This is a genomic window from Paenibacillus planticolens, from assembly GCF_013141725.1.
In the GTDB taxonomy this organism is placed as follows: Bacteria; Bacillota; Bacilli; order Paenibacillales; family NBRC-103111; genus Paenibacillus_E; species Paenibacillus_E planticolens.
The window spans coordinates 171,257-195,660 of the sequence record NZ_WHNZ01000078.1 but is presented as its reverse complement, the minus strand read 5'-3'; the positions used below and the strand labels follow the sequence as shown (position 1 = coordinate 195,660).

Below are 24,404 nucleotides of genomic sequence, written 5' to 3'. Positions count from 1 at the left end.
CTTTAGTGTGGTTTTTCTGCATGTTCATGTTCCACAGCTGGAAGCTCGATGCGGATTAACGTGCCGACATCCGGCAAAGAGTGAATGGACAGTCCATACTCCGCTCCAAAATGGAGCCCAATTCGTTCGTGAACGTTCTTAAATCCGATTCCGGTGAATCTGTGTTTGCTCGGCGCTTGGTGACGCTCTCCAAACAGGCTGTTCACAGCCTCCCGGGTCATCCCGAGCCCGTTGTCTCTGATCGTAATGATCAATTTCCCCTTCACGCACTTCGTCCGGATACGGATCGTTCCCTCACGCTTGAGCGGAACAAGGCCATGGAAAATTGCATTTTCCACAAGCGGCTGCAAAGTTAGCTTCAGAATTGTTTTGGATAGCGAATCAGAAGCGGCGTCGATCTCCATCGTGAATTTATCGCCGTATCGTACCTTCTGAATGTACGCATACATGCGCAGTCCTTCCAGCTCGTCCGCCAAGGTGACGAACTCCGTGCTTTTATCAAAACTGAATGACAACAAGCCAACAAGCGTCTTGATCGTTTCCCGAACCTCTTGAATTTTGTGCTGCTTGGCCAAAGAGCTAATACAAGCGAGGGTGTTGTACAAAAAATGAGGGGCGATTTGACTCTGCAGCATTTTCAGCTCGAAATGCTTCTTGCGGCGTTCCGCTTCCTTCGTTTCCTGCAGCAGATGATGAATCCGCTCCATCATGGCATTATAGCTTCGCGCCAAACGGCCAATTTCGTCATTTCCGGTGGCGTGTATGGTGTGAAGCACTTCCATATCGCGAACCCGGTCCATCTTCGCAACCAATGTGCGGACAGGCAGCGTAATATATCGGCTTATCATATATGTGCTGGCTAAGACAAGGAATATCCAGAAAACGCCCGCTGTGCTGAAATTTCTATATAGGCTGCGGATATTTTGATAGAAAAAGCTATTCTCGTAGAAGGCGATAAAATACCAACCAAGCTTGTTCATCCCCGACTTCACGGCAACCAAATCGCCTTGCGGACCTCCAATCTCCGATGCTCCCAGAGGAAGCTCCGACACGCTGTCGACAAAGCTTGCATCCAGCTCCGGCGGGAACACAGACATATTATAAGGGAGCAGCCGGTATGAGCTCAGAGGAAGTGCGGCATCAAAGGCATGGACAACATTCTTTTTATTGGTGATGATCGCGAAGGTTTGATTTTTCGTATTCATGAATTGGGCGATCAGATTCGTTAATTGAACGAGATCGATCTCCACAACAGCGATCCCTTTTAAGGCCGTCGAAGAGGATTGAATCGGCAGCACGAAGGCGACTGTTTTACCCGACATCGGGGATTGATAAGGCTCGGTTATAAACATCCCGTAAGTTTCCTTGGCCTTCGTAAGCAGCATGGGGATGTGCGGGTTGCCGACGATTTCAAAAGTCGTTTGCGAGTTGGAAATAATGTGACCATCTTCTTCCCGAACCAAATAGAGCGACTTATACAACGTACTGTTCATATTCGCATAAGAGCGCAGAACGTCCGCTGCTTCCTTCTCCTTGCCTACGTTCAGCAGGTCTTCACGGGTAGAGATGAGCATGAGAATATTTTGCACATTATCCAAATAAGCGTTCATGTACAGATTGGTTCGGTCAATAATAATTTGGGCGTCCGAAACGACCTGCTTGCGAAACAAACCCTCCGCTTCCCGCAAGTTGATCCAGCCAAGTCCCCCTAACAGAATCAGCGTCCCCAGGGATAAAAAAAGAAAATGTTTGGCCACCATGCTCCAACTGCCAAACCATGAGATAAGCGCTTTCATATTGTCATCAGCCCTTTTTATAATCGGTTGGCGCTACCCCGGTCCAATTCCGGAAAAGCTGCGAGAAATAACGGTAACTCGGAATACCTACCTGTTCGGCCACTTCGTACACTTTAAGCTGCGTATTTTGCAGCAGTTGCATAGCCTTTTCCATGCGCAGCCGGGTCACGTAATCATTGAAGGATTCCCCGGTTTCTTCCCGGAACAGACGGCTAAGGTAGTACGAGCTCAGCCCAACCTCATCCGCAACGGAGGTCAGCGTAATCGGCTCACCCAGCTTAGTCTCTACGATCTTTTGGGCTAGGTGGACTTCTTTTCGAATCTTCCGTTCGTCCATCGTTCCTGACTTTTGCGGATTGGACAATTCCCGGCGCGTCCGTTCCTGTTCATAATCCCTTAGATCGGTTTCACGCCGGATCGCTGCTCTCGCCTTTTCAACGGCTGTCTTCATATCCGCTTCATCAAACGACAGCTTCGTAAAGTAGTCCAAGGCCCCCAGCTTCAGCGCTTCTTGCGCATAATGAAAATCGCTGTGACAAGTTAAAAGCACGAATTGGATGAGCGGAAATCTTTTTTTAACCATGCGAAACAATTCCAATCCATCCATGATCGGCATCGTAATATCCGAGATAACCAGATCCGGTTCCAAGGTTTCGCACAGCTCCAGGGCCTCCTCCCCATTCTCCGCTTCCCCGACCAGTTCAGCCCCGAATGAAGCCCATGGCATGGATCGGAGCTCTTGTCTTAACGGCAATTCATCGTCAATGATCAGCACGTTTATCGGTGTTATGGACATGTCGACCTCCGCCTTTTCAGTAAAATCCCTTACACTATTATGACAATGATATCAGTAATTATGTGCAAAATCACCCCTTGCGCGTGGCTTATAAGCCATGTGGGAACTACGAACCTTTATTTTTTTAAAAAATGACCATCTTGCCGCTCGAAGGGAACTACGATCCTGTATTTCAACATTTTCATACATAAATGTGTTAAATAGGGAAAATAAGACCCTGCAGTTCCCTCTAAACCTTGAAATTAGCCTATTTCCTCCAAATAGTGGCCTGTAGTTCCCTTCGGAAAAAAATCGGAAGGATGCGACACAACAAAAAAAGAGCTAACCTCAAACAGAGCATACTGCTTGAAGATCAGCCCCTATAATTATGGTTCTTTCCGTCACATCCCCTGAAGCGCATCCTTCAGTCTGGCCGTCACTTCCGGATACTCCCCGGCCACATTTCGATTCTCCCACGGGTCGCTTTGCACATGGTACAATCGGTCCCCTCGGTCTCGCTCGACAATCAGCTTCCATTCCCCGTCGCAAGCCATCCGCCAGGAACTCAGATGCTGCGGCCCATCGTCCAAGCCGGATATCTGCACCTCTCGTAAAGGGCTCTTCGCCTCACCTCGCAGCACGCTTTTCAAAGAAATCGAATCCTCCGCTTCTTCCATCGAGAGATCCGCCAAATCCAGTATCGTGCTTGCCAAATCCTGCAATTCAACAAGCGCATCGCTATACTGTCCCTTCCGGATGCCAGGACCGCTAATGACCAGCGGAATGTGCACGGAACCGCGCTCCGGCTTGCATTTGCCGAACTCATCGAAATCCCCGAGCATATCGCCATGATCCGATGCGTAGATGATCACGGTATTATCCAAGTCGCCTCTGCGCTTTACAGCATCTAGAAGCAGACCGATATTTCGGTCGATATTGGCCAGCATGGCGGCATAATTTTGCCGAATCCGGTTCCACGTTTGTTCCGGAACGCTGCTGCTGTTCGGCTCTTTGAATTGAACGTGCTCCCACTCGGCTTTCATCCGGTGTGTAATGTCCCACGGTTCATGCGGACCGACAAAGTTAACCATGAGAAACCACGGCTGATCTGCGGGAAACGTCTCCAGCATCTGAAGGCCGTTTCGCGTCAGCCAATTATCGCAATAGGCCTCATCCGGCAGATCCGTAGCATCCGTGCGCTGACCGCGATCTGTCATATCCTTCAGGTGAATATCCGCCAAGCCTTCCTTGTATAGATAGCTCATATAAGGGTCCTTCGGAGACTGTTTGCCCGAAATGATCGCATCGATTTTGCCCGCGTTATCAATCGCATCTGTAAAACCAAGCTGGCTTAATTCATCAATCCAGCCTTCCAGCCCCCACCAATGGGTGGCTTTGTGCAGGTCGAACTTGCCTACGCCGCCGACACGGTAGCCGTTATTTTTTAATTCGGAATAGAACGTTTTCCGGGATAGGGAATAGTTCTCATGATTACCGGCCACCTCCGGCTTGTTATACCGCAATCCCGATGCCAGACAGGCCCTTGCCGGCGCACACAAAGGAGAAGAGGTAACCGCCTTCGTAAAGGTGACGCCCTGCTTCATCAATGCTTCGATATGAGGCATACGCAGCGGCAATGCCTCCATGCCCAAATCGGCCAAAGCGGCCGGCGCATAAGGCATCCAATCTCCCCGGTGCGTGTCCGGAAACAGAAACAGAACGTTGGGACGGCTCATCCCTTTTCCCCCCTTTCATGAAGAATCGGATCTTCGACGCTTTGCTGCCACGCTAACAGCTCATGTTCCATTCGCTGCAGCTGTTCCCGCTTTGCAGGATCCTCCGCCAGATCGCAGGTTTCCCCTGGATCGTTATATAAATCAAAAAGCTGCGTCCGATTCGTACCCGCTCCACCGCTGCGGAAGTAGCGGATTAGTTTCCAGCGTCCGTCACTTACCATACGCTGAACATTTTTATAGGCGGCAAATACGTTCTTCCTTGCAGCCATGGCCTCGCCGGAAATCATTCGTACCATGCTCTTGCCCTCAACCGTTCGCGGCAGCGGCGTTTCGGTTAGTTCGCACAAGGTCGGAAATATATCGATCTGACAGCCAAGTCCGCAGACTTCCTTACCTTTCGGCAAGCCGGGTCCTTGCATAATAAGCGGGATATGAAGGCTGTGCTCATATAAGCTTTGCTTGCCCATAAGTCCATGCTGCCCCAAGGCTATGCCGTGATCCGCTGTATACACGATAATCGTCCGCTCTCGCTGATTCGTCTCTTCCAACGCTTGCACAATGCGGCCAATTTGTTCGTCCATATGCGTGATCATGCTGTAATACTCAGCCAGATGCCGGCGAACTTCTTCGGGCTTGCGCGGAAAGGAAGCCAATTGCTCGTCACGCACATGCAATTCGCCATTGTCGAAGGGATGCTCCGGCATGAAATTGCCGGGAAGCGGCATATCCTCACTCGGATACCGCTCTAAATAAGCTTGAGGCGGAGTCCTGGGATCATGCGGCGCTGTAAAGGCAACATATAAAACGAACGGCTCCTCTTCCTTATACTGCTGGATGAAATCAACAGCTGCTTCTGCAAAAAGCTCCGTAGAAAACTTTTCGCTCGTGGCGGCTTGATCCGAATCATAAATCCCATTGGGATCATAGTCATGTATGGGCAGCCCAATATGCTCCCCCATGCCGCCAAAGAAAATGTTCGCTCCGTCCGAGAAGCTTCTCGCAAAGCTCCCATTGCCATTGTGCCACTTGCCGGTGCCGAATGTCCGATACCCCTCCCTTTGGTACACCTCAGGCCATGTAGGACAGGAAGGATTTATCGCCCACAGCTGCGGATTTTCCGTCTCTTCAAGCGTAACTTCTTTCTCCGTCACCGTCGCACGAAAAACATTCGTCCCCGTCAAGAGACAGGCGCGACTGGGTACACAGAGTGCAGCGGTCTGTCCCCCCATCGTGTAGATGGAGGCAAATCTTACGCCTTCAGCCGCCAGCCCATCCAGAACAGGTGTTTGCACGACCTGATTTCCATAGGCGCCAATACCGTCGAATCGATGATCGTCCGCGATTATAAATACGATATTCGGCTTCTTGCCCCGAGCTTCGTGTTCTCTCATGTTAACCTCCAGAATCCGGCATTTATTTGATGGCGCCGCTCGTCAAACCTCGCTGCATGTACTTTTGACCGAATATATATAAAATCACAACCGGTATCGTAATCAGTACAAGCGCTGCGAACACTTTATGGTAATCAGAGGTATACTCTTTTATAAAAAATTTGGGAGCCATGGTCACGGTCAGCATCGTTTCCTTGCTAATGAAAACAAGCGGCAGCACGTACTGATTCCACGAATTCAGGAAAGCCAAGATGCCAATGGTCGTCAGTACCGGGATGGCTAAAGGCAGCATCACATGAACAAATCTTCCCCAGGCATTCGAACCGTCAATCTCCGCTGCTTCCAAAAGCTCGCCAGGCACCTCATCGAAAGCATTACGGGCCAGAAGCAATGAGAAAGGAATGCTCATCGCTACTTCCGGACCGATTAAGGACAAATACGTATTCATCCAATGAAACGATTTGATCGTTTGAAACAAAGGGACGAGCATCGCGACGGGAGGGATCATCAGACCGATCAAACAGATTGCAAAGACAGCGGAATCCCCGGGAAATCTCAGCTTGCTAAAGCCAAACGCCGCTAAAGAAACAACGACAAGCAGCAGCAGAACCACCGAAGTCGACACAATAAAGCTGTTGATTAGAAAATGCGGAAACAGTTCCAGACTGACGACAGCCTGGTAATTCCCCCACCCGTCCCCTTCGAACGAATACATCACCAGATAAATCATGGGAATCACCCAAACAGCTCCCAAGATGAGGAGAAGAAGATTCATCGTGATTTTCTCAGACAGTTGCATGCGACCGAACATCTTGTCTACCTCCTCACCTTGTTATAAACGCGCAGTTGGAACGCCGTATAGCCGAAGGCAATGAGCAGCAGAACTACAGAGACCGCCCCGCTGTATCCCGTTTTATATTTGAGCAGAGACTCCCGGAACAGGAAAGTAGAGATGAGCTCCGTCTCTCCTCCCGGACCGCCCTCTGTCATAATCCAAATGAGGTCGAAAACTTTGAGCGCATGGATAATGCCCAGAATGAGCAATGTGATGTGCGTACCGCTGAGCATCGGGAAAATGATATGGCGGAACTGCCTCATAACCCCGGCGCCATCGATTTTTGCCGCTTCAAATATTTCCTGATCAATATTTAACAAACTGGTGTAATAAATCAACATGTAAAATCCGGTGTTGGCAAAAATATAGACGGCAGCGATTGAATTCAGCGCCGAAGCTGGCTCGGACAACCAGGAATGCGTCCAGCTTTCAAACCCGGCAAACCGCAGCATCGTATTAAGCAAGCCGAAATTCGGCTCATAAATGCCGGCGAAAGTCGTGCCTACGGTGACAACCGCAATGACATGCGGCAAAAAGAAGATCGATTTAAACAGGCCGCCTGCTCCCCAAACGCCGTTCAGCAAGGTGGCAAGCAGGAGCCCAAGCGCCATCGACAGTGGAATGGTCATCACCAAAAAATAGAACGTATTGCCAAGTGCCTGATAGAAATTAGGATCATGAAACAGATTCACATAATTGTCGAGACCGATAAACAACTTACTTCCAATACCTGACCATTCAAAGAATCCGATGTAGATATTATAAAAAATGCCAAAAAACGTGAACACGGATACAAAAACAAGCAATGGCAGAGCGAAGTACAATCCAGTGAAGCGCCCTCGTTTTTTCTTTTTTGATTTGGCTGTTGCAGGTTTCGTTGTCGATAGCACGATATCCACTTGGCTCCTCCTCACAACCCTCACGGGTGGAGGAACCTCAGCTAATGATGACCGAGGCCCTCTTCTTCGTGAACGTAAGCTTAATTAATGAAACGAAATGTAATCTAAATGAGCAAAATAGTTGTTCGAATTCGTATTTTTCGTATGCTTCACGACTAATTTAATCGTATGATTGCCGGCTGCCAAATCTTGCTTATCCAAAGCCAGCACCTTATTTTGCTGCGAGGCCGCATAGGAGTCGAATGTCGTTTGCAGCACGCCGTCTACGTAAATATCGAATTTGCCCCCGCCTGCTCCTTTTTGGGTATACAACTTAACGCCCGTTCCGTTAAAAGCGTACTCGGCATAGGCATCCTGCGTGGAGCTGTAAGAAATCGTGCCGTCATAACTGGTAGCCCGGGAAATATGATTCCAAGCGCCGCTATAGGTGATGGCTGCATTCGTATCATCGACAATCGTGTCCGTTTGGGTTTGCACCGGAGTTCCCAAGTACTCGAACAAATCCAGATTGACGTTGGTCCCGCTCGAATTGGGGTTCTTTGTGCCGGTGGCGACCATTTTGATTGTGTGCGTGGCGTTCCTGAGCGACGTTGTTTCGTAAGCCGTTACATCAAAGACCGGCGACGACGCATAGGAATCATATGTCGCTACTTTATTGCCATCGATGTAAACATCAAAGATGCCTGTCGATGAATTTTTTTTCGTAATGAGCCTGATGCCCGTGCCTGTAAATGTGTATTCAGCAGAAGCACCGGCTTGAGCGGTGTTCCTATCCGTACTTTTGAAATAACTGGAATTGCTTTGATCGGCCCAGGTGCCGGTGTATGTAATGAGCGGGCTTCTGTCATCGGTTTGCCTCCAGCGCGGAATCTGCCCGATACTATGCATCAAGTCGAGCCCTGCCTGAGATATTTTCCCATTAGGACCTGGAGGAACGCTTACTGCAAATGAAGCATACCGCTTGTTGTAATAGTGCACCTTATTCGCTGTATACGCTGCGCTGCTCCACGGTGCCGCCGGCGATTCATTATTTTTATAGGACCAGTAATCCGTATACAGGCTCCAAGCTTCCTCCCAAGGCGTGCTATTGCCAACCGGCGGGTCCCCGTTCACTAATTCGGTCACATGCACATCGGAATCGGCCGCTTTATTATCATCATGGAAAAAGACGAGCGTATCCGGCTGTATCGATTTCACATGGGCTTCCAACTGCGCTGCTTGGCTATTATTGATGGCTTTGGCATGATCAAACCAAACCGCAATTACGTCCCCATAATTCGTCAGCAGTTCGGTCAGTTCATTTTTTGCAAAATCGATGTACGCGCTGTTCCCCATGACGCCACCCGGAAAATGGTACCTGTCATCCGCATTAAAATAGATGGCGAACTTCAAACCGTACGTCGCGCATGCATCGGATATCGCTTTGACGATATCAAGGTTTGGCGCAGAGCTGGTCGCTGTATCGTAGGTTGTATACGCGCTATCCCAAGCCGCCCAGCCATACCGGTGTTTGGCTACCGCAATCACGTAGTCCATACCGGCGTCTTTCGCAGCGGCTACCCATTGATTCGCATCAAAATCCGTCGGCGCAAAAAGCGTAGAAGGGAAGTTTTGCGGGTTCCCTTCGCCGCCGGCTGTACCGGTGTATGTGTTTAGTCCATAGTGAGGGAAAAAGCCAAAACCTAATTGTACATATTCATCCGGCGTTATCGCCCCAGCGCTGGCGGGAAAGGCAGAAACGGACAGCACCGACGCAACGAGCAAGCTGCCCATGGCTAACATCGCTTTCTTTTTCACAGTTATCTCCTCCTGTCTCTATTAGCGTTTCACGGCATCTGAGGCTTTTTGCACCTCGGCCATCGCTTGCTCCGGTGTAGCCGCTCCGGTCGCCACTTTTTGTAAATTAGCAAAAATCGCTTGTTCGATGGAGGCATTGTCCAAGAAGCGGATACCGCCTACTTGATTCGTAAGTGCGTTCAGAACCACATCAACCGATTGCTTCTCAATGTCCGTTTTAAGATTGGATTTATCCATGGACAGCCCTTCTTTCACGGGAAGGAACTGCAGCGCTTTGCTCAGAATCGTCTGATACTCGCCCGTAGCCATGAATTCCACGAATCTCCAGGCAGCCTCTTTATGCTTCGAATCTTTACTAATTCCAAGGGGTACATCGCCGTTAATGAGGACACTTGTTTGACCGCCGGCAATCGTCGGCATAGGCACGAGTCCGAAGGTGCGGTCGCCAATTTTCAAGCCATCCTTGTTCGCTACGTCTGTCATGATCCATGCACCGACGAGAATCATTGGAAGCTGTCTCTTCTGCTCATACATATCGCGAAGATCCGGATCGAATTTGGTCGTCAGGTTGCCGTCTTGGAAGAGATGATCCGTGTAAAATTGCTTGAAAGCATTCGTCGCCTGAATGAACGCCGGATCGGTAAACTTCGCTTTCCCCGCATCCGCTTCATATATTTTACCCGGCGCAATTTGATTGACGAGGGTATAGAAAACATCCGTTACAGTTGCGCTTTTGCCACCGGCAAACCCTAAACGCGGCACAATGCCCGGCAATTTGGCATCCTCAAATTTTTTCACGACTTGTTTCAGTTCGTCATACGTTTTAGGCGGCTCTGCGCCTACTTTCTTGAACAGATCTACATCATAAGAAAGGAACGGCGTAACCGCGACCCCTGTCGGTATCGTCTTATAATCATTTTTCTTGGACGATTCCAACGGTGTAGATTTGAACAGCTTCTGCCAATCTTTCCCTAACGATTTCTCCGCCAAAGGCGCTAACGGTTCAAGTACAGGCGAATAGTTCTTGATCATCGGTCCGTTGGAAAACGCCATAACATCCGGAACCTCGCCGCCTTGAATGGCAACTTGAATCTTCTTGTCGTAGTCAGCCGATGGCGTACGAACATAGTTCACTTTGATTTTAGGGTATTTCTCATTAAAAGCTTTGATTAAGGTTTGCCAGACGTTATCTTCCGGGGACCAGGACCAGAACGAGATTTCACCTGCGATCTCTTCCGGCTTTTGTGTAGCAAGGGCAGCTTTGGTATCGCTGGCTGGGGTTGCTGTGGTGCTTTTTGTCTGAGAGGAGCATGCGGACAAGAGAAGCAGGCCTATCAGCAAATAACTCATGAGTCTCATTCTTTTCATAAACAGAACACTCCCTTTGAACTTATTTAGTATAAACGTAATACCAAGTAAATAACTCGGCTTAGTTGATATTAATTTAATGTCTATTTGGGAATCTGTCAACAATGAGTTTTTTATCCTTATGAAAAGTCCATTTCATCCCATATTTCAGCTGAACCTCTGCATTTTAGATTATGAAACGCTTTCAAACTCTATGTATTTAGTATATATCTTATACTAAATAAAAGCACGGTAATTTAGGGGTTCCGCCAATATTTTTTTGACATGGAGAGATATTTTGTATATCATTCATACTAAATGAGTATCATGTACTGAAGTAAGGTTGTGATCAACATGCGTTCTAACGGACCGATCGGAAATTATGATCTTGTTAAAAAAATAAATATGGAACATGCCATCTCTACGATTCTGAAATACCGTCCACTATCTCGAGCGAAAATCGCCTCTCTGACAGGACTCAATAAGATGACCGTCTCCAGTTGCGTAGATCTATTCGTGCAGAAAGGCTTTGTCGTTGAACTCGGCACGACGGGAACTTCGAGAGGGCGCCCCCCTACTCTGGTCGACTTGAATGAGAAAGCGGGCATCTGCGTGGGGGTTGATGTTGAAATCAACCAATTCACCGTGCTCGTCACGGATCTGCTCGGCAAAAAGCTGGACAGCATGATTGTTCCGCTTCAAAGCAAAGATCCCTTCTTTTTCGTGGAAGCGATATCGACGATTTTGAAAGATTTAGAGAACAACCACGTGCATCGCCAGCTAGGCATTGTTGGGGTCGGTATTGTTATTCCCGGCTACTACAATATACGGACGGATGTGGTAGATTTCAGCGCGAACCTGCAGGAGTGGAACGATTTCCCCTTGCGGAACGAAATCGCCAAACGAGTTCCCGGGCTTACCATTCATGTGAATCCTGCGCCTTATGCGGGTGCGATGGGTGAAGTCCATTTTGGAGGGGCCAAATCGGCGGATCATCTCGTGTATGTCACCAGTTCTTGGGGACTATCCGTCGGCGTTTACAGCAAAGGAGAAATGTTCACCGGTACGACGGGAACGGCGGGGAGACTCGGGCATTCCACCATCCATATGAATGGCAAGAAATGCACCTGCGGCAGCAGAGGCTGTTGGGAGATGTACGCTTCTATCAAGGCGCTGTACGAACTTTTGGAAACAACCCCTCAAGAGCTGTCGTTCGCAGACATTGTGGAAGGCATTGAGCGCGGTGATTGCAAATTTACAAGTGCCGTGCACGAGCTTGGCCATTATCAAGGCATCGGCCTAGCGAACGTTATCAATGCCTACAACCCAAGGGTCATCTGCATTGGTGGGCTTCTTGCGCTGCTCGGCCCTGCGCTTATTAACTCCATCTGGAATACGCTGCGCGAAATGATTCCCGAGCGCTTTCTTCAGAATTTGGAGATCTACTGCTCCGATTTAGGGGAGCTAGGCGTTGCCCACGGAGGCGTTTCGATGGTGCTGAGGCAGCTTTCTACGACAATTATCGAGAAATCGTTGTTGGAGTAAAAAGATTCGAAGGGAACGAACAGGAACTACGGTCCGCTATTCCCACAAAAAGCAATCATTCGCCAGCTTCAAGGCGTCTACGATCCGCTATTTTGCCGATTCGAGGGCAGATGCAGGCTTCTGGGGTCAGATAAGACCCTGTAGTTCCGCTCACACCCGGTTTTCAGCTGGTTTCAATCAAATAGCGGATTGTAGTTCCCTTTTAATCAACGGGATTCGTCCCCGCCGTTCTGCCAATCATACCCCCGCAACGGCTCAGCTAAACGAAGCTTATGCCGGCCATGAAACGGGTCACGCGCTTCAGCCCGTACATAATCGTCCACATAATGCATCAGCAGCATCTTCTCTTGAATCGCCTCCGGCAGCGGGAGCAGTTCCTCCAGTGACGTATGCGACGGCAGCTGATCATCCTGCATATGGCATTCATGGAAGATCGTCTCGACTTCTCCGGCAACCTTGTTTATGTAGGTTTCATCTAACCGCGTATCCCCGCTAAAATAGAAATATGGCTTGCACAATAGGCCATAACTAAGCATTTCCGGCACATGCTGCGTCCGAATCAGCTCGAAGCGCACACCCGCGATTTCAAACGCATCCTCCACGCATTCCACGTCGAAATAGTCCTCAAAAACTCGCTTTCCTCTTGTGGTCAGCTCCAACCCATGGCGTAAAATTTGCCACAAATCGTCCCGCAGCCCTGCAGGCACATACAGCTTCGGCTTCGCTTTGCCGGGATATACCCGGTGAAACAAGGCCAGCTTTTGCAAGCCGTTAACATGATCCTCGTGCAAATGTGTCACGAAAATATGCTCCACCTCGTTGAGCTTCATCCCCATCTGATGCAAGCTAACATGGTTTGATTCCGGAAAGTCGATGCACAGATTCGTATCGGCAAACGTTACGATTGCGCTGTTATGGCCCTGCTCAACGCTGAAGCCGTCGCCGCACCCCAAGAATGTTAATTTCATAAAAACCGCCTCCTTGTTTATCTCCAAATAATCACGCCATTCCTAGCGAATTTGTAATATGATAGCTGTAGAAAGTTGACATTTTAGGAGGACAACATGAATACACAACACAAACCTAAGCCAAAAATCCAACTGCGTTCCTCGCTCTTTATCCTCATGATTTCGTTAATCATTGTACTACTAACCGACAGCGTATTCTACACGTACACGAAGAGAATGTTGACATCGGAGCTTAAAACCAAGCTGGAGCTGATTGCCGATAACGTCGCCATCTCCATCAAGCATTCCAAATCGGGAGAGAAATATGTTGAAAATCTAATCGGGCAAAATTTACGGACAGCTTCTCTTGCAGCTCAGTACCGGCTCGACCCTGATATTGAAAAAGTAACCAATGAGGAACTTGTCGTTCTCAGCAAAGAGTTGATGGTGGACCATATTACGCTCATGAAACGTAACGGCGATGACATCATTGGCTACAAATCCTCGGAACCCAAGGAAATCAATATGAGCACCAAAAACTGGAGTCGAGACTGGTTCAAAGCTTTTAACCAACTGCTCGATACGAAGGAAACGAATGTCAAAAGCGGCCAAGCGCTGCCGTTTTATTGGTCAGGGCCGATGAACACCTCTATGTCAGATCCGCAATATGTGGATAAATGGGGTTATTACTATGATGGACGTACGAATTACATTCTTGATCCTTATGTCCACGATACGTTTTTCCGGGATTATCGGCGGGAAACCGGCGTCGATGCCGTCATCAATGAAATGATTCATGGCTACACAGACCACGGCGTCCAAGAAATTGCCGTCTTTAACACTCCGATCTTCCTTGGAAAGCAGGAACAGTTCAAGAAAGAAGGCTACACCTGGTTCACCGACCGGGAAGTCTTATTTGGCACCTATACGATGAAGGATACACGGGATCAGAACATGGTGCAGTCGGTCTTACAATCTAATCAAACCCAACAGTTGCTGACCAACATCAATGGTAAAACATATCTCAAAATGTTCATCCCGCTCCAATTGGACATCCCTGTCGTCATTGGACTTACGGCCGATTACGAGAAAGTCCAGCATTCCATTGGGCAGCAGCAAATGAATCTCCTGCTTCTTATCGGGACAACGGCTATTATTGCATTCATTCTTGTTATTGTGAGCATACGCTTCATTAATCGTAATCGCGAAGCAACCGCGGAGAGCATTCAAGAAGTGTACGTCGATCATATCGGATCGCTGTTTCGCTCTATGAAGGAGCAACGGCACGATTTCAACAACCATGTTGCGACCATTCAATCGCTCGTACATCTCAAAGAGTTCGAGGAGTTGAGTCGTTATACCTCTGAGATCATCGGTGAAACGACCGCATTGAATGATATTATTCAAATCAATGTACCGGCCTTATCAGCCATTGTTCAGTCCAAGGTGATTGGGGCCGTTGAACGTAAAATTACGTTCCAGCATGAGGTTGCCAATCTGAAAGAAGTTCCTCTGGGTGCGGTAAAGGCAACCGATTTGGTTCGTATCATCTCGAACCTCATTGATAACGCGTTTGATGCCGTCTCTACGTCTAAGAACGAAGGAGACAAGCTAGTTCGCCTGGTTGGCTATGTTGAAGGCGGCTCGCTCATTTTTCATGTGATTAATAATGGGGAACCGATTGCAGGCGATATCCTTCAACGCATATTTGAGCCGGGCTTCTCGACCAAAAATACTGATGACCTTCACGCGGGATTAGGTTTGAGCATCGTGAAACAACTTGTCGGCAAATATGGCGGAACCGTTCAGGTCAGCTCCACAGAAACCGAAACAACCTTCACAATTTCGATTGCAATCTAACTATTACCTGGGAAATACACGGATTCCCCTCTTAGCGAGGGGGTCCGTTTTTACGTTAAAACCCTTTTATTATCCAGCAAAATATGGTATTATGAAGACGTTCTCAATTGTAAGCGTTATCATTTTAGGAGGGGGATAATAAAATGAACGTAGCGCTCGAAACTAGAAACAGCTATGAAAATTTCGTATTGGAAAGTGATATTATGTACTTCCGAGTCGGAGAGCATGGGCTGGTCTCTTTTCATGGGAAAAATTTTCACATTAAAAAACGGATGTCCACTGAGCAGATTATAGAGATTACAACGGGCGGCGCTTTTTTCAAGGTGAATACAGATTGCTATGTGAACACGAAAAAAATTGTTCAGATTCAAGAGGGCAAAGTATTTTTCGAGATCAAAGGCGCAGATTCCAAATTCATTTCGATTACCAAACTTCGCCAGCATCGTTTGAAGGATATCTTACAGCAGCACAAAACGGATGCGAAATAATCGCCGGAACACAGGGGCACCTGCTCCTGGCGACAAACAAAGCTTAATCAGACTCCTTCATGGAGATCTGGCTAAGCTTTTTTGTTGCCAGAATATCGGGCTTGCCAGTACAATTTCGATGCTATGTTGTATTTTATACAACCAATTAGCCTAATTTGGGGCTCAATGCACATCTATATTGTACTTTATACAACGATTTTGGGCTAAAAGCTGAGGATTCACACCATTTCGGGATAAATGGTTGTATATTGTGCAATGGGAGGCCAGTTTGGTAGGCAGATACCACTTTTATGTTGTATAAAGTACAACGTAGGACCAGTTAATCGTCATGCGTAGCGCCCAAAAAGAGCCCGCGATTACATCGCAGGCTCCTCTTGGGCGTTTATACTATGAAATTTTGGCGATTGTCTCTTGTTGATGTTCACGGATAAGGAACCGGATGTACTGAACTGTCGTATCTTTCACCTTTTTGGCTTCTTCCAAAGTAGCGAAACTGTACTCCGCATAATCCGTGCTTCCGTACTTGTTCAGCTCTTCATAATTCATACCAAGCGTGGAGAAGTTATGAACCAGCTCGTACGGTGTCTTCGCATCGACATTTTGCACGAAGATATCTTTGGAAAAGAAGGAGCCTTGTTTCTCTACTTTAAAAATGACACGAAACGGCTTGTCTTTATCTGACACAAAGCATTTGATGACAACGTCTATTTCCATCGTTTTATAATCCACAGCGTTCGTAGGTTCTTGATTTGGTCTATGTTTTGGCGTAAGGTTAGGCGAATGCATCCATCTTTTCAAAAATCCCAACACAAGATTTCCTCCCTATTAACGACATGAATATAACATATTGTAATAGATACATACCCAATTGACAAACCATAATTTACCTAAATTGGATTTAATTCCTTTTTCCCGGCTGCATTTCGATATTTCCAAATAATAATCAAACATAAAATGCCCGTCATAACTCCGCATCCGACAAAGGCTCCATTCGCACCGAAGCGGTCTGCGACATAGCCGGCAAATAAGCTTCCAATCGGCGTGGAACCGGCAAATACGAGCGAATACACACTCATGACCCGCGCACGGTACTCCTCTTTGGCATGCATTTGAAGATTAGAGTTGCTATTGGTGGCGAACATAATGTTGAAAAATCCAGTCAAAGCCAGCAGAGCGCCGCAAACCCAAACCGACGTGCTCAGCCCGTTAAGAATCAGACAGACGGCAACTACTAGACTTGCAATCATGCTAATTTTTACACTTGGTCCTTGTTTACTGCGAAATGACATCGTCAGCGCCCCTGCAAAAGAACCCACGCCGAGACATGACATTAGTGTGCCGTATGTGGTCTCTCCCAAGTGCAGCACATTTTTCGTGAAAACCGGAATGAGAATATTGAAGTTAAAAGCAAGTGTGCCGATCACCGTCACAAGCAGGACAGTCTGCGCCAGCAAAGGATCTCTTGCGATGTATACGATCCCGTCTTTAATTTCCTTCATGATGCCGTCGCGCGAGGTATTCTTGCGAACATAGGGCGCAGCTTGAATTTGAAATAAACCGTACAAGACAGCCACGAAACTAAACCCGTTGAGCAAAAAACACCACCCCGCCCCAAGCCAAGCCATCATCACGGCGCCAATGGAAGGTCCTACAATCCTGGCCATATTAAACGTGGTAGAATTGAGGGCAATCGCATTCATCAGATCTTCTTTTCCAACGATTTCGATGTTAAAAGCCTGCCTGGTCGGCATATCGAGCGTATTGTTGAGCCCCAGCAAAATCGCCAGCACGATAATGTAGCCGTACTTCACCGAATCGGTCAAAACAAGCGTTGCCAATGTAAAAGCAAGAATCATGGAAACGGTCTGCGTAACCAAAAGAATGTTCTTTTTGGGAAATTTATCAACGACAATACCCGCAAACAGGGAAAACAACAGGATGGGCAAAAATTGACAAGCCGCGACAAACCCTAGCTTGAGCGGTGAGCCTGTAATCGTAAGAACGAGCCAGGACTGCCCGATATTTTGCATCCATGTCCCAACGAGCGATACGCACTGTCCCAACCAGAGGTATCGATAATTGCGATGCGTTAACGCATGAAAGTGCCGGTTTATAAAAACCGAGCCTGCTCCCCTCATGTTCATATCGGTCTACGCCTCCTCTGCGAATCTGGCTGCATTATTACCCATTTTCTCCAAAATGATCAACGCTAACTGCTGCTCCTCTTGGGATAGACCGTAGGTCAAACGCTCGCGCCAATCCGTTAATACTTTGCGTACATCCTCTTTAATTAAAAGCGCCTTCTCGGTCAAATGGACTTCGTTGCATCTCTTATCCTTTTCGCTGACCGTGCGGGTTATATAGCCTTGCTGTTCCAGCTTTTTCAGCGCTTTCGCGGTCGTGCCTTTATCGATCTTCAAATAGTCCGCCAGTTCTTCTTGCGTGAGACCATCCTCTTTGTAGAGCGCATTCAGAAAAATATGCTGCCCTTTGCCGATATCATAGGCTTTCAAGTGCTCGCCTATATACATTTGTCCATAGCGGTATAGAAGCGAGATCCACCTGGGAATAGTGTTGGGGGCATCAATCATAGTTTTGTCTCCTTCCTTCAAGCAAAATGGTGGGAATTACCGAATCGTTGCACTTGCCACGATTTCATCATACGCTTGATTAGTTGCATCCGCAACTAATTTTTCACAAAAAAAGCGCCCTTTTCGAATGTTCGAATACAGGGCTTGCCTTATATGTTCCGTCAAAAAGAAGCGGTCGTCGTACCCGTTGCAACGACTGTTTTGGGAAGCTTTTTCCGCGCCATCCAGCGCCGTTGAACGAGGAAGCCGCGTATCGCTTCATCAAAAATCATAGCGACATAAACGCCATGGAGAAGCCATCCGAATTTGAGTCCGAAGACATAAGTGCCGCCTACGGCCACAATCCACATGATGCCGATGCTCACGTACATCACAAACTTGGTGTCTCCAACGGCGTTAAGCGCGTTATTAAGCGGCATATTCCACATTTTGAGCGGCTGCAAAATCAAGTTCATCGCCATCACCCCGACGACGATCGTAATAATCTCGTTGTTACCAGTAAATGCGCCTACGATATGTTTGCCTAATAAGAATAATAAGACCGTATTTGCAACCACAACCATTTCGCCCCAAAATAGCGCCTTATAGAGACTTCGATAAGCTTTCTCCATCTGTCCGGCACCAAATAAATGTGCAACCTGAATTTGGATAGCCATTGCAAAGGACCAACCGGCCAGGAAAGAGAAGGATTCCATCGTATTCAAGTAGGTTCGGGCCGTAAGCTGCTCAGCGCCCATAGTCGCTACCATTGAAAATAAGACCACCTGCGACAAGGTCCAAGAAGCCGAACTAACCGCCATCGGCAAGCCAACCTTCGCCACCTCTTTCAGCAATCCTCGGTGGAATACCCGCAGTTCCTTCCAAGTGATCAGCATGGAGAATGATTTGCGGAAAATATAAAACAGCACGACCAGCGCGATCATACGGCTTCCTACGGTTGACAGCGAAACACCGAAAAGTCCCCATTTTGGCAGCCCGAGCGCTCCAAAAATAAATATATAGTTGCCGATAATATGAATGATATTCATACCGACCGCAACAAGCATCGTGCCCTTCGTATTCCCCGTACTGCGAATAATGGTGCTCAATGTCAAAACAGCTGCCATGACAATCGTTCCGCTGCCCACAATCCGAATGTATTGCCGCGTCATCTCATAAAGAGACTCCGGCACATGCAGCAAATAGACGAATAGATCAACGCCGAAGTAAAGCAGCAGGGAAACAACGACGCCCAAGCCCAGCGTTAATGTAAAAGCCATCGAAGCCACTTTCCTCGCTTCTTCCTCTTTGCCGGCTCCGAGCTTCTGCGAAATGACAATTCCCGCTCCGCTGGAGATAAGTACGAACAGCATAATGACCGCTTGGAAAAATTGATTGCTGATCCCAACGACCGCAACCGCGTCGTCCGAAATACGGCTGACCATCAGCGTATCTGCGGTACCAATCATAAATTGCAGAAATAACTCAATCATTATCGGCCAGACAAGCCCGAATAGGGTCATTTTCTTAACGGTTTCCATAGCGGTTTCCTGTTCTATGCATAGTAGTGAACACGCGTTCACACACGCGCATACAATGATTTATTTTAGCAACTCTTTGGAGGAAGTCAATGGTATTGCGCACAAAAAAAAGCCCCTGCGACGAGGCTGAAAAGCGAACTACTCACTAACGGACCGAGTACCCCTTATTTCATGAATTTGCGTCCTTTTAAAATGCTAGCGGACACCATAGCCACTATTCCCCTTTGCAATGGAGCTTTCAACTGTTATAGGGTGCAATAACGCTTCTGGTGTCCGCTATTCAAAGAAACAAGTCATTGTATCGAAAAATAACGTCACTGAGGTCCGTTACAAGTAAATTGCCCGCCTCTCAGCTCTCAGCCTAGAGAAATTTCAGGCAAACCGGGCGTGGGACCGCCGCCGTTTGCCCGGTTTCCTGCAGCATCCCCGTCACCGCGTCAACGCGGAATACCGTGATGCTGTCCGATTCCTGATTCGCCGCAAGCAGGAAATCCCCCTGCGGCGACAAAGCGAAGTTCCGCGGCGTCCGCCCCAGCGTCGCCTGCCAACCCACGACGGACAGCGTGCCGCTGTGTCCGTCCACGGCATAAACCGCGATACTGTCGTGTCCGCGGTTAGAGACATACACATGCCGGCCATCTCCCGAGAGATGGATGTCCGCGCATGTGTTTTCGCCGCTGAAGCCCTCCGGCAGCGTCGAAATGCTTTGCAGCGCGGTCAGCGTGCCCGCGCTCGCGTCATAGGCCAGCACCGTCACCGTGCTGTCCAGCTCACCAACCGCGTACACGTGCCGGCTGTCCGCGCTGTAAACCAAGTGCCGCGGGCCTGCACCCGGCTTCACGGCCGCTTCGCCATGCGGCTGAAGGGTGCCGTTCTCCGCGTCAATGCGGCTCACCACCAGCCGATCAAGGCCCAGATCGGCTGAAATCGCATACCGATTGTCCGGCGCCGGCACAATCGAATGCGCATGCGGGCGCTCCTGGCGATCCGCCCGCGGCCCTAACGTGCCCTCATGCTTCACCAACTGCGTGGGCTCGCTCAGACTTCCATCCTCTTCAATCTTATAGGAAGTGACACTTCCGCTTGAATAATTGGCCACAAATACAGCGCGATTCGTCTGATCCAGGCTAATGTAGCAAGGAGCTGAGCCACCCGTTGGCTGCTCGTTCAGTTTCGTCAGCTTCCAGGATCCAGCTTCAATGGCATAAGCCGCGGCAGAGCCTCCGAAGCCGCCTAGATACGAATCAGTCTCACTGACCGAGTACAAGACGGTCCGCTGCGCATTCAGCGCAAGAAACGAGGCATTTGGCAAACCGGTATACGCATCCAACAGTGTTATTGCTCCGCTCTGCGGATCCAGCTTAAATAACGTAATCCCCGTCTTATTATCTTCATTCGTATAGGAACCCACGTAGCCATACATTTCCTTCTGTTCTCCAACTGACACTTGCTATCAGCCTCCGCATCTGCAAAATTTATGTAGTTCCAAACAGGTCATATTTGACTTCCGAGAAATTATGAATCATTTGTTCCTCTGTAGCAGTGTTTCCCGTTCTTTTATCAATCACTCTGCGCCATATTTCATTTTCCCGGTAAGTTCGACCTTCCTTTTCAAGAAAACGGTGATTTCGTTCTTCGATGTGATACGCATGTCTAAGTGGCTCACTGCTGTGAACAGAGCCTTTCAAGTGCTCATCCGTCAACCATAATCGGAACTGGAAGGTCGTCTTCGTCGGATTGTAAATCCGCAAATCAATGTAATTGTAAAAGACGCTCGCTCCGCTCCCGAAAGGCAGTACCCGGTGATCATCCGGAAAAGGATCAAAGCTGTGATGATGCCGTTCCACCACCTGAAGCGGCGTATGCAGCGCCATCCAAAACAGCAGATTGCCCAGCTGGCAAATCCCTCCTCCGATGCCCCGTTTCACACCTCCTTGCGAAAGCAGCAAGCCTTCGATGTAGCCTTTAGCCGACGTTGTTTTTCCAACCAATTTCCAGAAGGAAAAAGTCTCCCCCGGCCGAATCATAATGCCATCCATGCGGGCAACGCTGAGACTCAAATTCGTAATTTTATTTTCTTGCAATTGGGGATCGGAAGAGCCTAGCTTTCTCCGCAGTAAGGACTGATGCTTTTTGCATGCATAGGGAAGCGAATCTAACGCTCTATGCTTGGCATACGTAATCGACGGATTCAAATTAACCAAATGCCGCACCATTCTTAATTGGGCAATTCGCAGACGATACAGTACCGGGAACATGCTGAGCAGCTTTTGCTTCATCCTTGTGCACCTTCCTTTTTCACAAAAAAATGGGTTCGCCAAAACATTTCACCTATAAGATGTTTCAACCATCGATTTAGTTCAATGGAAAGGGGCTTTTCATTACGGACGAATGGCGTAAAGTTTTGGTGCTGCCCTAGAACCTTCAAAAGCTTTTAAAATTTGATTCGGATAAGCTTCCAGTTCGGACAGCGTGGCGATTAGAAAAGCGGGCGCCTCCCTTCCAGGTTCCTCTGACAATAGGCTTGCCTGCTCCAATGTCGTGTAGGCGAACCTCCCCCAAGGCACCGTATCTGCTCCTACAGCCGGATCGATCCAAAAGGGAATATGCAAGCCGTGGAACCAGGCCGCTTTGAGCACCTGCTCCGCAAATGCGCCAGAGCCATACAACGTTAAAGAGCGGATGGCGTCTTTTTTAACCCTTTGAATCATATCGAAAATCATGGCCTGGCTGCCGAAACCATCCCCGAGCCACAAGTAATAATGATACAAATAGTACGGAAAACGTCTGGTCACCATACCTTGAGGCCAATTTACATTCATAACCGACGGCGCATAATTGCAGCTGTTCAGGAAAGCTTCCGGTCCCGCCAAGTACCATTCCTCGGCTACTACTCCGCAAATCGGGGCTATGTACTCCGTGCAGAAATTGTCCTGGTGCGTTAAATTCCCCAAAACGCCCGCCTCTTCCGGCTTCGGCATCGCAAGAACGCGGTGCAGCGGCTTGCTCCACTCTTCAGGCTGGGCGGACGCCCGCGTTAGCCGTCCTTCTTTTTGCTGGAAGAGGTAGGCATAGTAGCTTTGAAAGGCAAGCGCTCCTTTTTGACAGGCTTGTTTGCTTGCAAATTCTTCATCCGTTCTGTGCAGCTGCGCTTGGACGGGGATAATGCGCCCAGACTCCACTGCGACGTATCGAAGGGTTGAGCCGAAACCGCCCATCATCAGCTCCTCCAAAAAAGCCGGCGTTCTCGCGATCCGCTTCCCCGCCTCGCTGCCGCCGCTGCCGGAACGCAGCATGCTGCGAATGTCCATCCCCTGCAGACGAAGTTCATCCAGCCGATTCGCGCCGACGGCGAGCAAATGTGTCATTTGCGGCTGCAATCCCGCAAGACTCACGATCTTTTCCAATGCTCCCTGAATCGTTCCTTGAAATCCGATATCGACCGTCACTAACCGCTCCGGCGCGCCGAATTCCTGCCTCAAATAGCCTACAAAAAGCTGCCTATGCCGCTCAATAGACGCTAAAAGTCTACTTTGCCCGGAGTCGCTAAGCAGATAATTGCGCAGGAGGTCGTAAATGGTTTGGCCATTATCCCCGGAAATGTGCCTGCACGCTTCGACTGTTTCCGTCAGGTAAGCTTTTAACCGCTCTTCTTCCATGCTGATATCAAGAACCTCGAAAAGCTCTCCCACTTTCAGACCGTGAATGCCTAGCAAATACGCAAGCTCCGCTTCACCAAAACGCTCCAGCCCCGCCATAAAAGTCGCTTGTCTGGACACATAAACAGGCTTCACCTGAAGCTCTACGCCTCTTTGTTGTGCGGCCTGCTCAAGCATCGGGGCCAGCAAATGCGCTTCTCTCATCAGCGGATTCACGCATGTGATGCCTTCTTGAACGCAAATATCAAGCACCCACTCACATAAGGTGTGCAAAAATGGCCCCAGCACTTCGGCGCCAAATCGGTAAAACATGCGCTCCTGATCTCCGTGGTTAGTAGCCATATCCGAGGCTGCAGCCAGCTTCCGCAGTGATTTCCATTCCGGGAGCACATCCCCATGTTTGACAAATTCCCAGTGATGCACACTATCGAAATGCTCGGGAATGACAGGATAGTGCAGTCCTCTAACGCCCTCTTTCGCTGCTCCCTCCACATCTGCGGCCGGATTGTCGCCAATGTGTACGATCGCCGAGGCGTCAATCTGCGGGTACAGCTCTTTGAGCCTGGCAAACAGATGCCCCGATGACTTGCCCTCCCGCTCTTCCGAAGATACGAATAGCGTGTCCACACTGGATAGATCCAGACCTGCGGACCCAAGAATCCGCCGAAGCTGGTCTGACGACAAATACATATCCGACAGCAGCGCCACCGGTATTTGCTCTTTTTTACAGGCATACAACAGGGATGTTACATGAGGGTTCAAATAGCAAACATCCTCCTCGGTCTCCACTTCCAACTGAACCAGCTTGACTCTGTTCACAATGGATTCCGGCATTTCATCATAAATCTGCTCCAACGTGACTTCGCCGAAGCCCGTCCGTGCGGCCTGCTTTTCACGCGCTTTATGCTCGGCCTTCATGCGCATTTCTTTGAATGCCGAAGGCGTGATCGAGCCTTTTAGACAGCCCTCCAGATGCGCCCGCTCCGCTATTTGGATAAAAACATCAGACGGATTCGCGCAAGTCCGGAATAAGAGCGTATCGAAGATGTCCAGACTTAGCAGCCGGACAGCCTGCAATTGCCCTGTTAAGGCGCTCAGATAACGATCATTTTGCCATAAAAGTAAATTAAGCGGGCGTATCAGGTTATTCGAACCTTTTAGCATCAAGAGCCTCCTTAGCGTTTGGCGTAAAAGAAAACTGAAACGATTGGATTTGAG

General features: G+C 48.7%; 19 protein-coding genes. 3 read left to right on the top strand and 16 right to left on the bottom strand.

The features are described 5' to 3' along the window. Window positions 1–2 precede the first annotated feature (2 nt). The 8 genes from GC097_RS30355 to GC097_RS30320 form a co-directional block, all read right to left on the bottom strand. Entirely contained in the window at window positions 3–1,796 is a 1,794-nt protein-coding gene (locus GC097_RS30355; RefSeq protein WP_171686991.1) for a sensor histidine kinase, read from the bottom strand. A gap of 7 nt (window positions 1,797–1,803) precedes the next feature. Continuing rightward, the gene (locus tag GC097_RS30350) at window positions 1,804–2,592 is read right to left on the bottom strand and encodes a response regulator transcription factor (protein ID WP_171686990.1); all 789 of its coding nucleotides are present in this window, start codon (window positions 2,590–2,592) and stop codon (window positions 1,804–1,806) included. A gap of 380 nt (window positions 2,593–2,972) precedes the next feature. Continuing rightward, window positions 2,973–4,307 (bottom strand): sulfatase family protein, encoded by a 1,335-nt coding sequence (locus GC097_RS30345; protein WP_171686989.1) that lies wholly within the window; start codon window positions 4,305–4,307, stop codon window positions 2,973–2,975. After that, complete coding sequence (locus GC097_RS30340) at window positions 4,304–5,698, bottom strand: sulfatase family protein (RefSeq protein WP_171686988.1); 1,395 nt, start codon at window positions 5,696–5,698, stop codon at window positions 4,304–4,306. Before GC097_RS30340 ends, GC097_RS30345 begins: the two co-directional genes overlap by 4 nt. Window positions 5,699–5,720: 22 nt before the next feature. Continuing rightward, the gene (locus GC097_RS30335) at window positions 5,721–6,509 is read right to left on the bottom strand and encodes a carbohydrate ABC transporter permease (RefSeq protein WP_171686987.1); all 789 of its coding nucleotides are present in this window, start codon (window positions 6,507–6,509) and stop codon (window positions 5,721–5,723) included. Window positions 6,510–6,514: 5 nt separating this feature from the next. Then, the gene (locus GC097_RS30330) at window positions 6,515–7,432 is read right to left on the bottom strand and encodes a carbohydrate ABC transporter permease (protein WP_171686986.1); all 918 of its coding nucleotides are present in this window, start codon (window positions 7,430–7,432) and stop codon (window positions 6,515–6,517) included. Between the two features lie 84 nt (window positions 7,433–7,516). Then, window positions 7,517–9,229 carry an alpha-L-fucosidase gene (locus GC097_RS30325; RefSeq protein WP_171686985.1) on the bottom strand — a complete coding sequence of 571 codons (1,713 nt, stop codon included), beginning with the start codon at window positions 9,227–9,229 and terminating at the stop codon, window positions 7,517–7,519. A gap of 21 nt (window positions 9,230–9,250) precedes the next feature. After that, window positions 9,251–10,597, bottom strand: coding sequence for an ABC transporter substrate-binding protein (locus tag GC097_RS30320; RefSeq protein WP_171686984.1), 1,347 nt, complete (start codon window positions 10,595–10,597; stop codon window positions 9,251–9,253). 333 nt (window positions 10,598–10,930) lie between these two features. Between GC097_RS30320 and GC097_RS30315 the strand changes: the two genes are divergently transcribed. Next, window positions 10,931–12,121: an ROK family protein gene (locus GC097_RS30315; protein ID WP_171686983.1), complete on the top strand. Its 1,191-nt coding sequence runs from the start codon at window positions 10,931–10,933 to the stop codon at window positions 12,119–12,121. Window positions 12,122–12,327: 206 nt separating this feature from the next. Here the strand turns inward: GC097_RS30315 and GC097_RS30310 are convergent, their stop codons facing one another. Beyond that, entirely contained in the window at window positions 12,328–13,089 is a 762-nt protein-coding gene (locus GC097_RS30310; RefSeq protein WP_171686982.1) for an MBL fold metallo-hydrolase, read from the bottom strand. A gap of 96 nt (window positions 13,090–13,185) precedes the next feature. Here GC097_RS30310 and GC097_RS30305 point away from each other — a divergent pair, with 96 nt between their 5' ends. Together GC097_RS30305 and GC097_RS30300 are read left to right on the top strand one after the other, a co-directional pair. Continuing rightward, on the top strand, window positions 13,186–14,928 hold the full coding sequence (locus tag GC097_RS30305) for a sensor histidine kinase (RefSeq protein ID WP_171686981.1): 1,743 nt from the start codon (window positions 13,186–13,188) through the stop codon (window positions 14,926–14,928). 143 nt (window positions 14,929–15,071) lie between these two features. Further along, a complete protein-coding gene (locus GC097_RS30300; protein WP_171686980.1) occupies window positions 15,072–15,416 on the top strand; it encodes a LytTR family transcriptional regulator DNA-binding domain-containing protein in 345 nt (114 codons plus the stop codon). A 387-nt stretch (window positions 15,417–15,803) separates the two neighbouring features. Here GC097_RS30300 and GC097_RS30295 read toward each other — a convergent pair whose 3' ends face one another. The 7 genes from GC097_RS30295 to GC097_RS30265 all read right to left on the bottom strand — a co-directional run bounded on the left by GC097_RS30295 (window position 15,804) and on the right by GC097_RS30265 (window position 24,350). Beyond that, the gene (locus tag GC097_RS30295) at window positions 15,804–16,226 is read right to left on the bottom strand and encodes a hypothetical protein (protein WP_171686979.1); all 423 of its coding nucleotides are present in this window, start codon (window positions 16,224–16,226) and stop codon (window positions 15,804–15,806) included. A 77-nt stretch (window positions 16,227–16,303) separates the two neighbouring features. Further along, window positions 16,304–17,560, bottom strand: a complete 1,257-nt coding sequence (locus tag GC097_RS30290; protein WP_171686978.1) for an MFS transporter — start codon at window positions 17,558–17,560, stop codon at window positions 16,304–16,306. A gap of 6 nt (window positions 17,561–17,566) precedes the next feature. After that, window positions 17,567–18,007 carry a MarR family winged helix-turn-helix transcriptional regulator gene (locus GC097_RS30285; RefSeq protein WP_171686977.1) on the bottom strand — a complete coding sequence of 147 codons (441 nt, stop codon included), beginning with the start codon at window positions 18,005–18,007 and terminating at the stop codon, window positions 17,567–17,569. 161 nt (window positions 18,008–18,168) lie between these two features. Continuing rightward, window positions 18,169–19,527 carry an MATE family efflux transporter gene (locus GC097_RS30280; protein ID WP_171686976.1) on the bottom strand — a complete coding sequence of 453 codons (1,359 nt, stop codon included), beginning with the start codon at window positions 19,525–19,527 and terminating at the stop codon, window positions 18,169–18,171. Window positions 19,528–19,888: 361 nt separating this feature from the next. Beyond that, window positions 19,889–20,974, bottom strand: a complete 1,086-nt coding sequence (locus GC097_RS30275) for a lactonase family protein (protein WP_171686975.1) — start codon at window positions 20,972–20,974, stop codon at window positions 19,889–19,891. A gap of 28 nt (window positions 20,975–21,002) precedes the next feature. Continuing rightward, the gene (locus tag GC097_RS30270) at window positions 21,003–21,806 is read right to left on the bottom strand and encodes a VanW family protein (RefSeq protein ID WP_171686974.1); all 804 of its coding nucleotides are present in this window, start codon (window positions 21,804–21,806) and stop codon (window positions 21,003–21,005) included. Between the two features lie 102 nt (window positions 21,807–21,908). Further along, window positions 21,909–24,350 carry an HAD family hydrolase gene (locus tag GC097_RS30265; RefSeq protein WP_171686973.1) on the bottom strand — a complete coding sequence of 814 codons (2,442 nt, stop codon included), beginning with the start codon at window positions 24,348–24,350 and terminating at the stop codon, window positions 21,909–21,911. Window positions 24,351–24,404 lie beyond the last annotated feature (54 nt).

Bases quoted from the DNA above. Each gene is read 5' to 3' on its own strand.
- GC097_RS30355 (WP_171686991.1), bottom strand. From the start codon at position 1,796: ATGAAAGCGCTTATCTCATGGTTTGGCAGTTGGAGCATGGTGGCCAAA.
- GC097_RS30350 (WP_171686990.1), bottom strand. From the start codon at position 2,592: ATGTCCATAACACCGATAAACGTGCTGATCATTGACGATGAATTGCCG.
- GC097_RS30345 (WP_171686989.1), bottom strand. From the start codon at position 4,307: ATGAGCCGTCCCAACGTTCTGTTTCTGTTTCCGGACACGCACCGGGGA.
- GC097_RS30340 (WP_171686988.1), bottom strand. From the start codon at position 5,698: ATGAGAGAACACGAAGCTCGGGGCAAGAAGCCGAATATCGTATTTATA.
- GC097_RS30335 (WP_171686987.1), bottom strand. From the start codon at position 6,509: ATGTTCGGTCGCATGCAACTGTCTGAGAAAATCACGATGAATCTTCTT.
- GC097_RS30320 (WP_171686984.1), bottom strand. From the start codon at position 10,597: ATGAAAAGAATGAGACTCATGAGTTATTTGCTGATAGGCCTGCTTCTC.
- GC097_RS30315 (WP_171686983.1), top strand. From the start codon at position 10,931: ATGCGTTCTAACGGACCGATCGGAAATTATGATCTTGTTAAAAAAATA.
- GC097_RS30310 (WP_171686982.1), bottom strand. From the start codon at position 13,089: ATGAAATTAACATTCTTGGGGTGCGGCGACGGCTTCAGCGTTGAGCAG.
- GC097_RS30305 (WP_171686981.1), top strand. From the start codon at position 13,186: ATGAATACACAACACAAACCTAAGCCAAAAATCCAACTGCGTTCCTCG.
- GC097_RS30300 (WP_171686980.1), top strand. From the start codon at position 15,072: ATGAACGTAGCGCTCGAAACTAGAAACAGCTATGAAAATTTCGTATTG.
- GC097_RS30290 (WP_171686978.1), bottom strand. From the start codon at position 17,560: ATGAACATGAGGGGAGCAGGCTCGGTTTTTATAAACCGGCACTTTCAT.
- GC097_RS30285 (WP_171686977.1), bottom strand. From the start codon at position 18,007: ATGATTGATGCCCCCAACACTATTCCCAGGTGGATCTCGCTTCTATAC.
- GC097_RS30280 (WP_171686976.1), bottom strand. From the start codon at position 19,527: ATGGAAACCGTTAAGAAAATGACCCTATTCGGGCTTGTCTGGCCGATA.
- GC097_RS30270 (WP_171686974.1), bottom strand. From the start codon at position 21,806: ATGAAGCAAAAGCTGCTCAGCATGTTCCCGGTACTGTATCGTCTGCGA.
- GC097_RS30265 (WP_171686973.1), bottom strand. From the start codon at position 24,350: ATGCTAAAAGGTTCGAATAACCTGATACGCCCGCTTAATTTACTTTTA.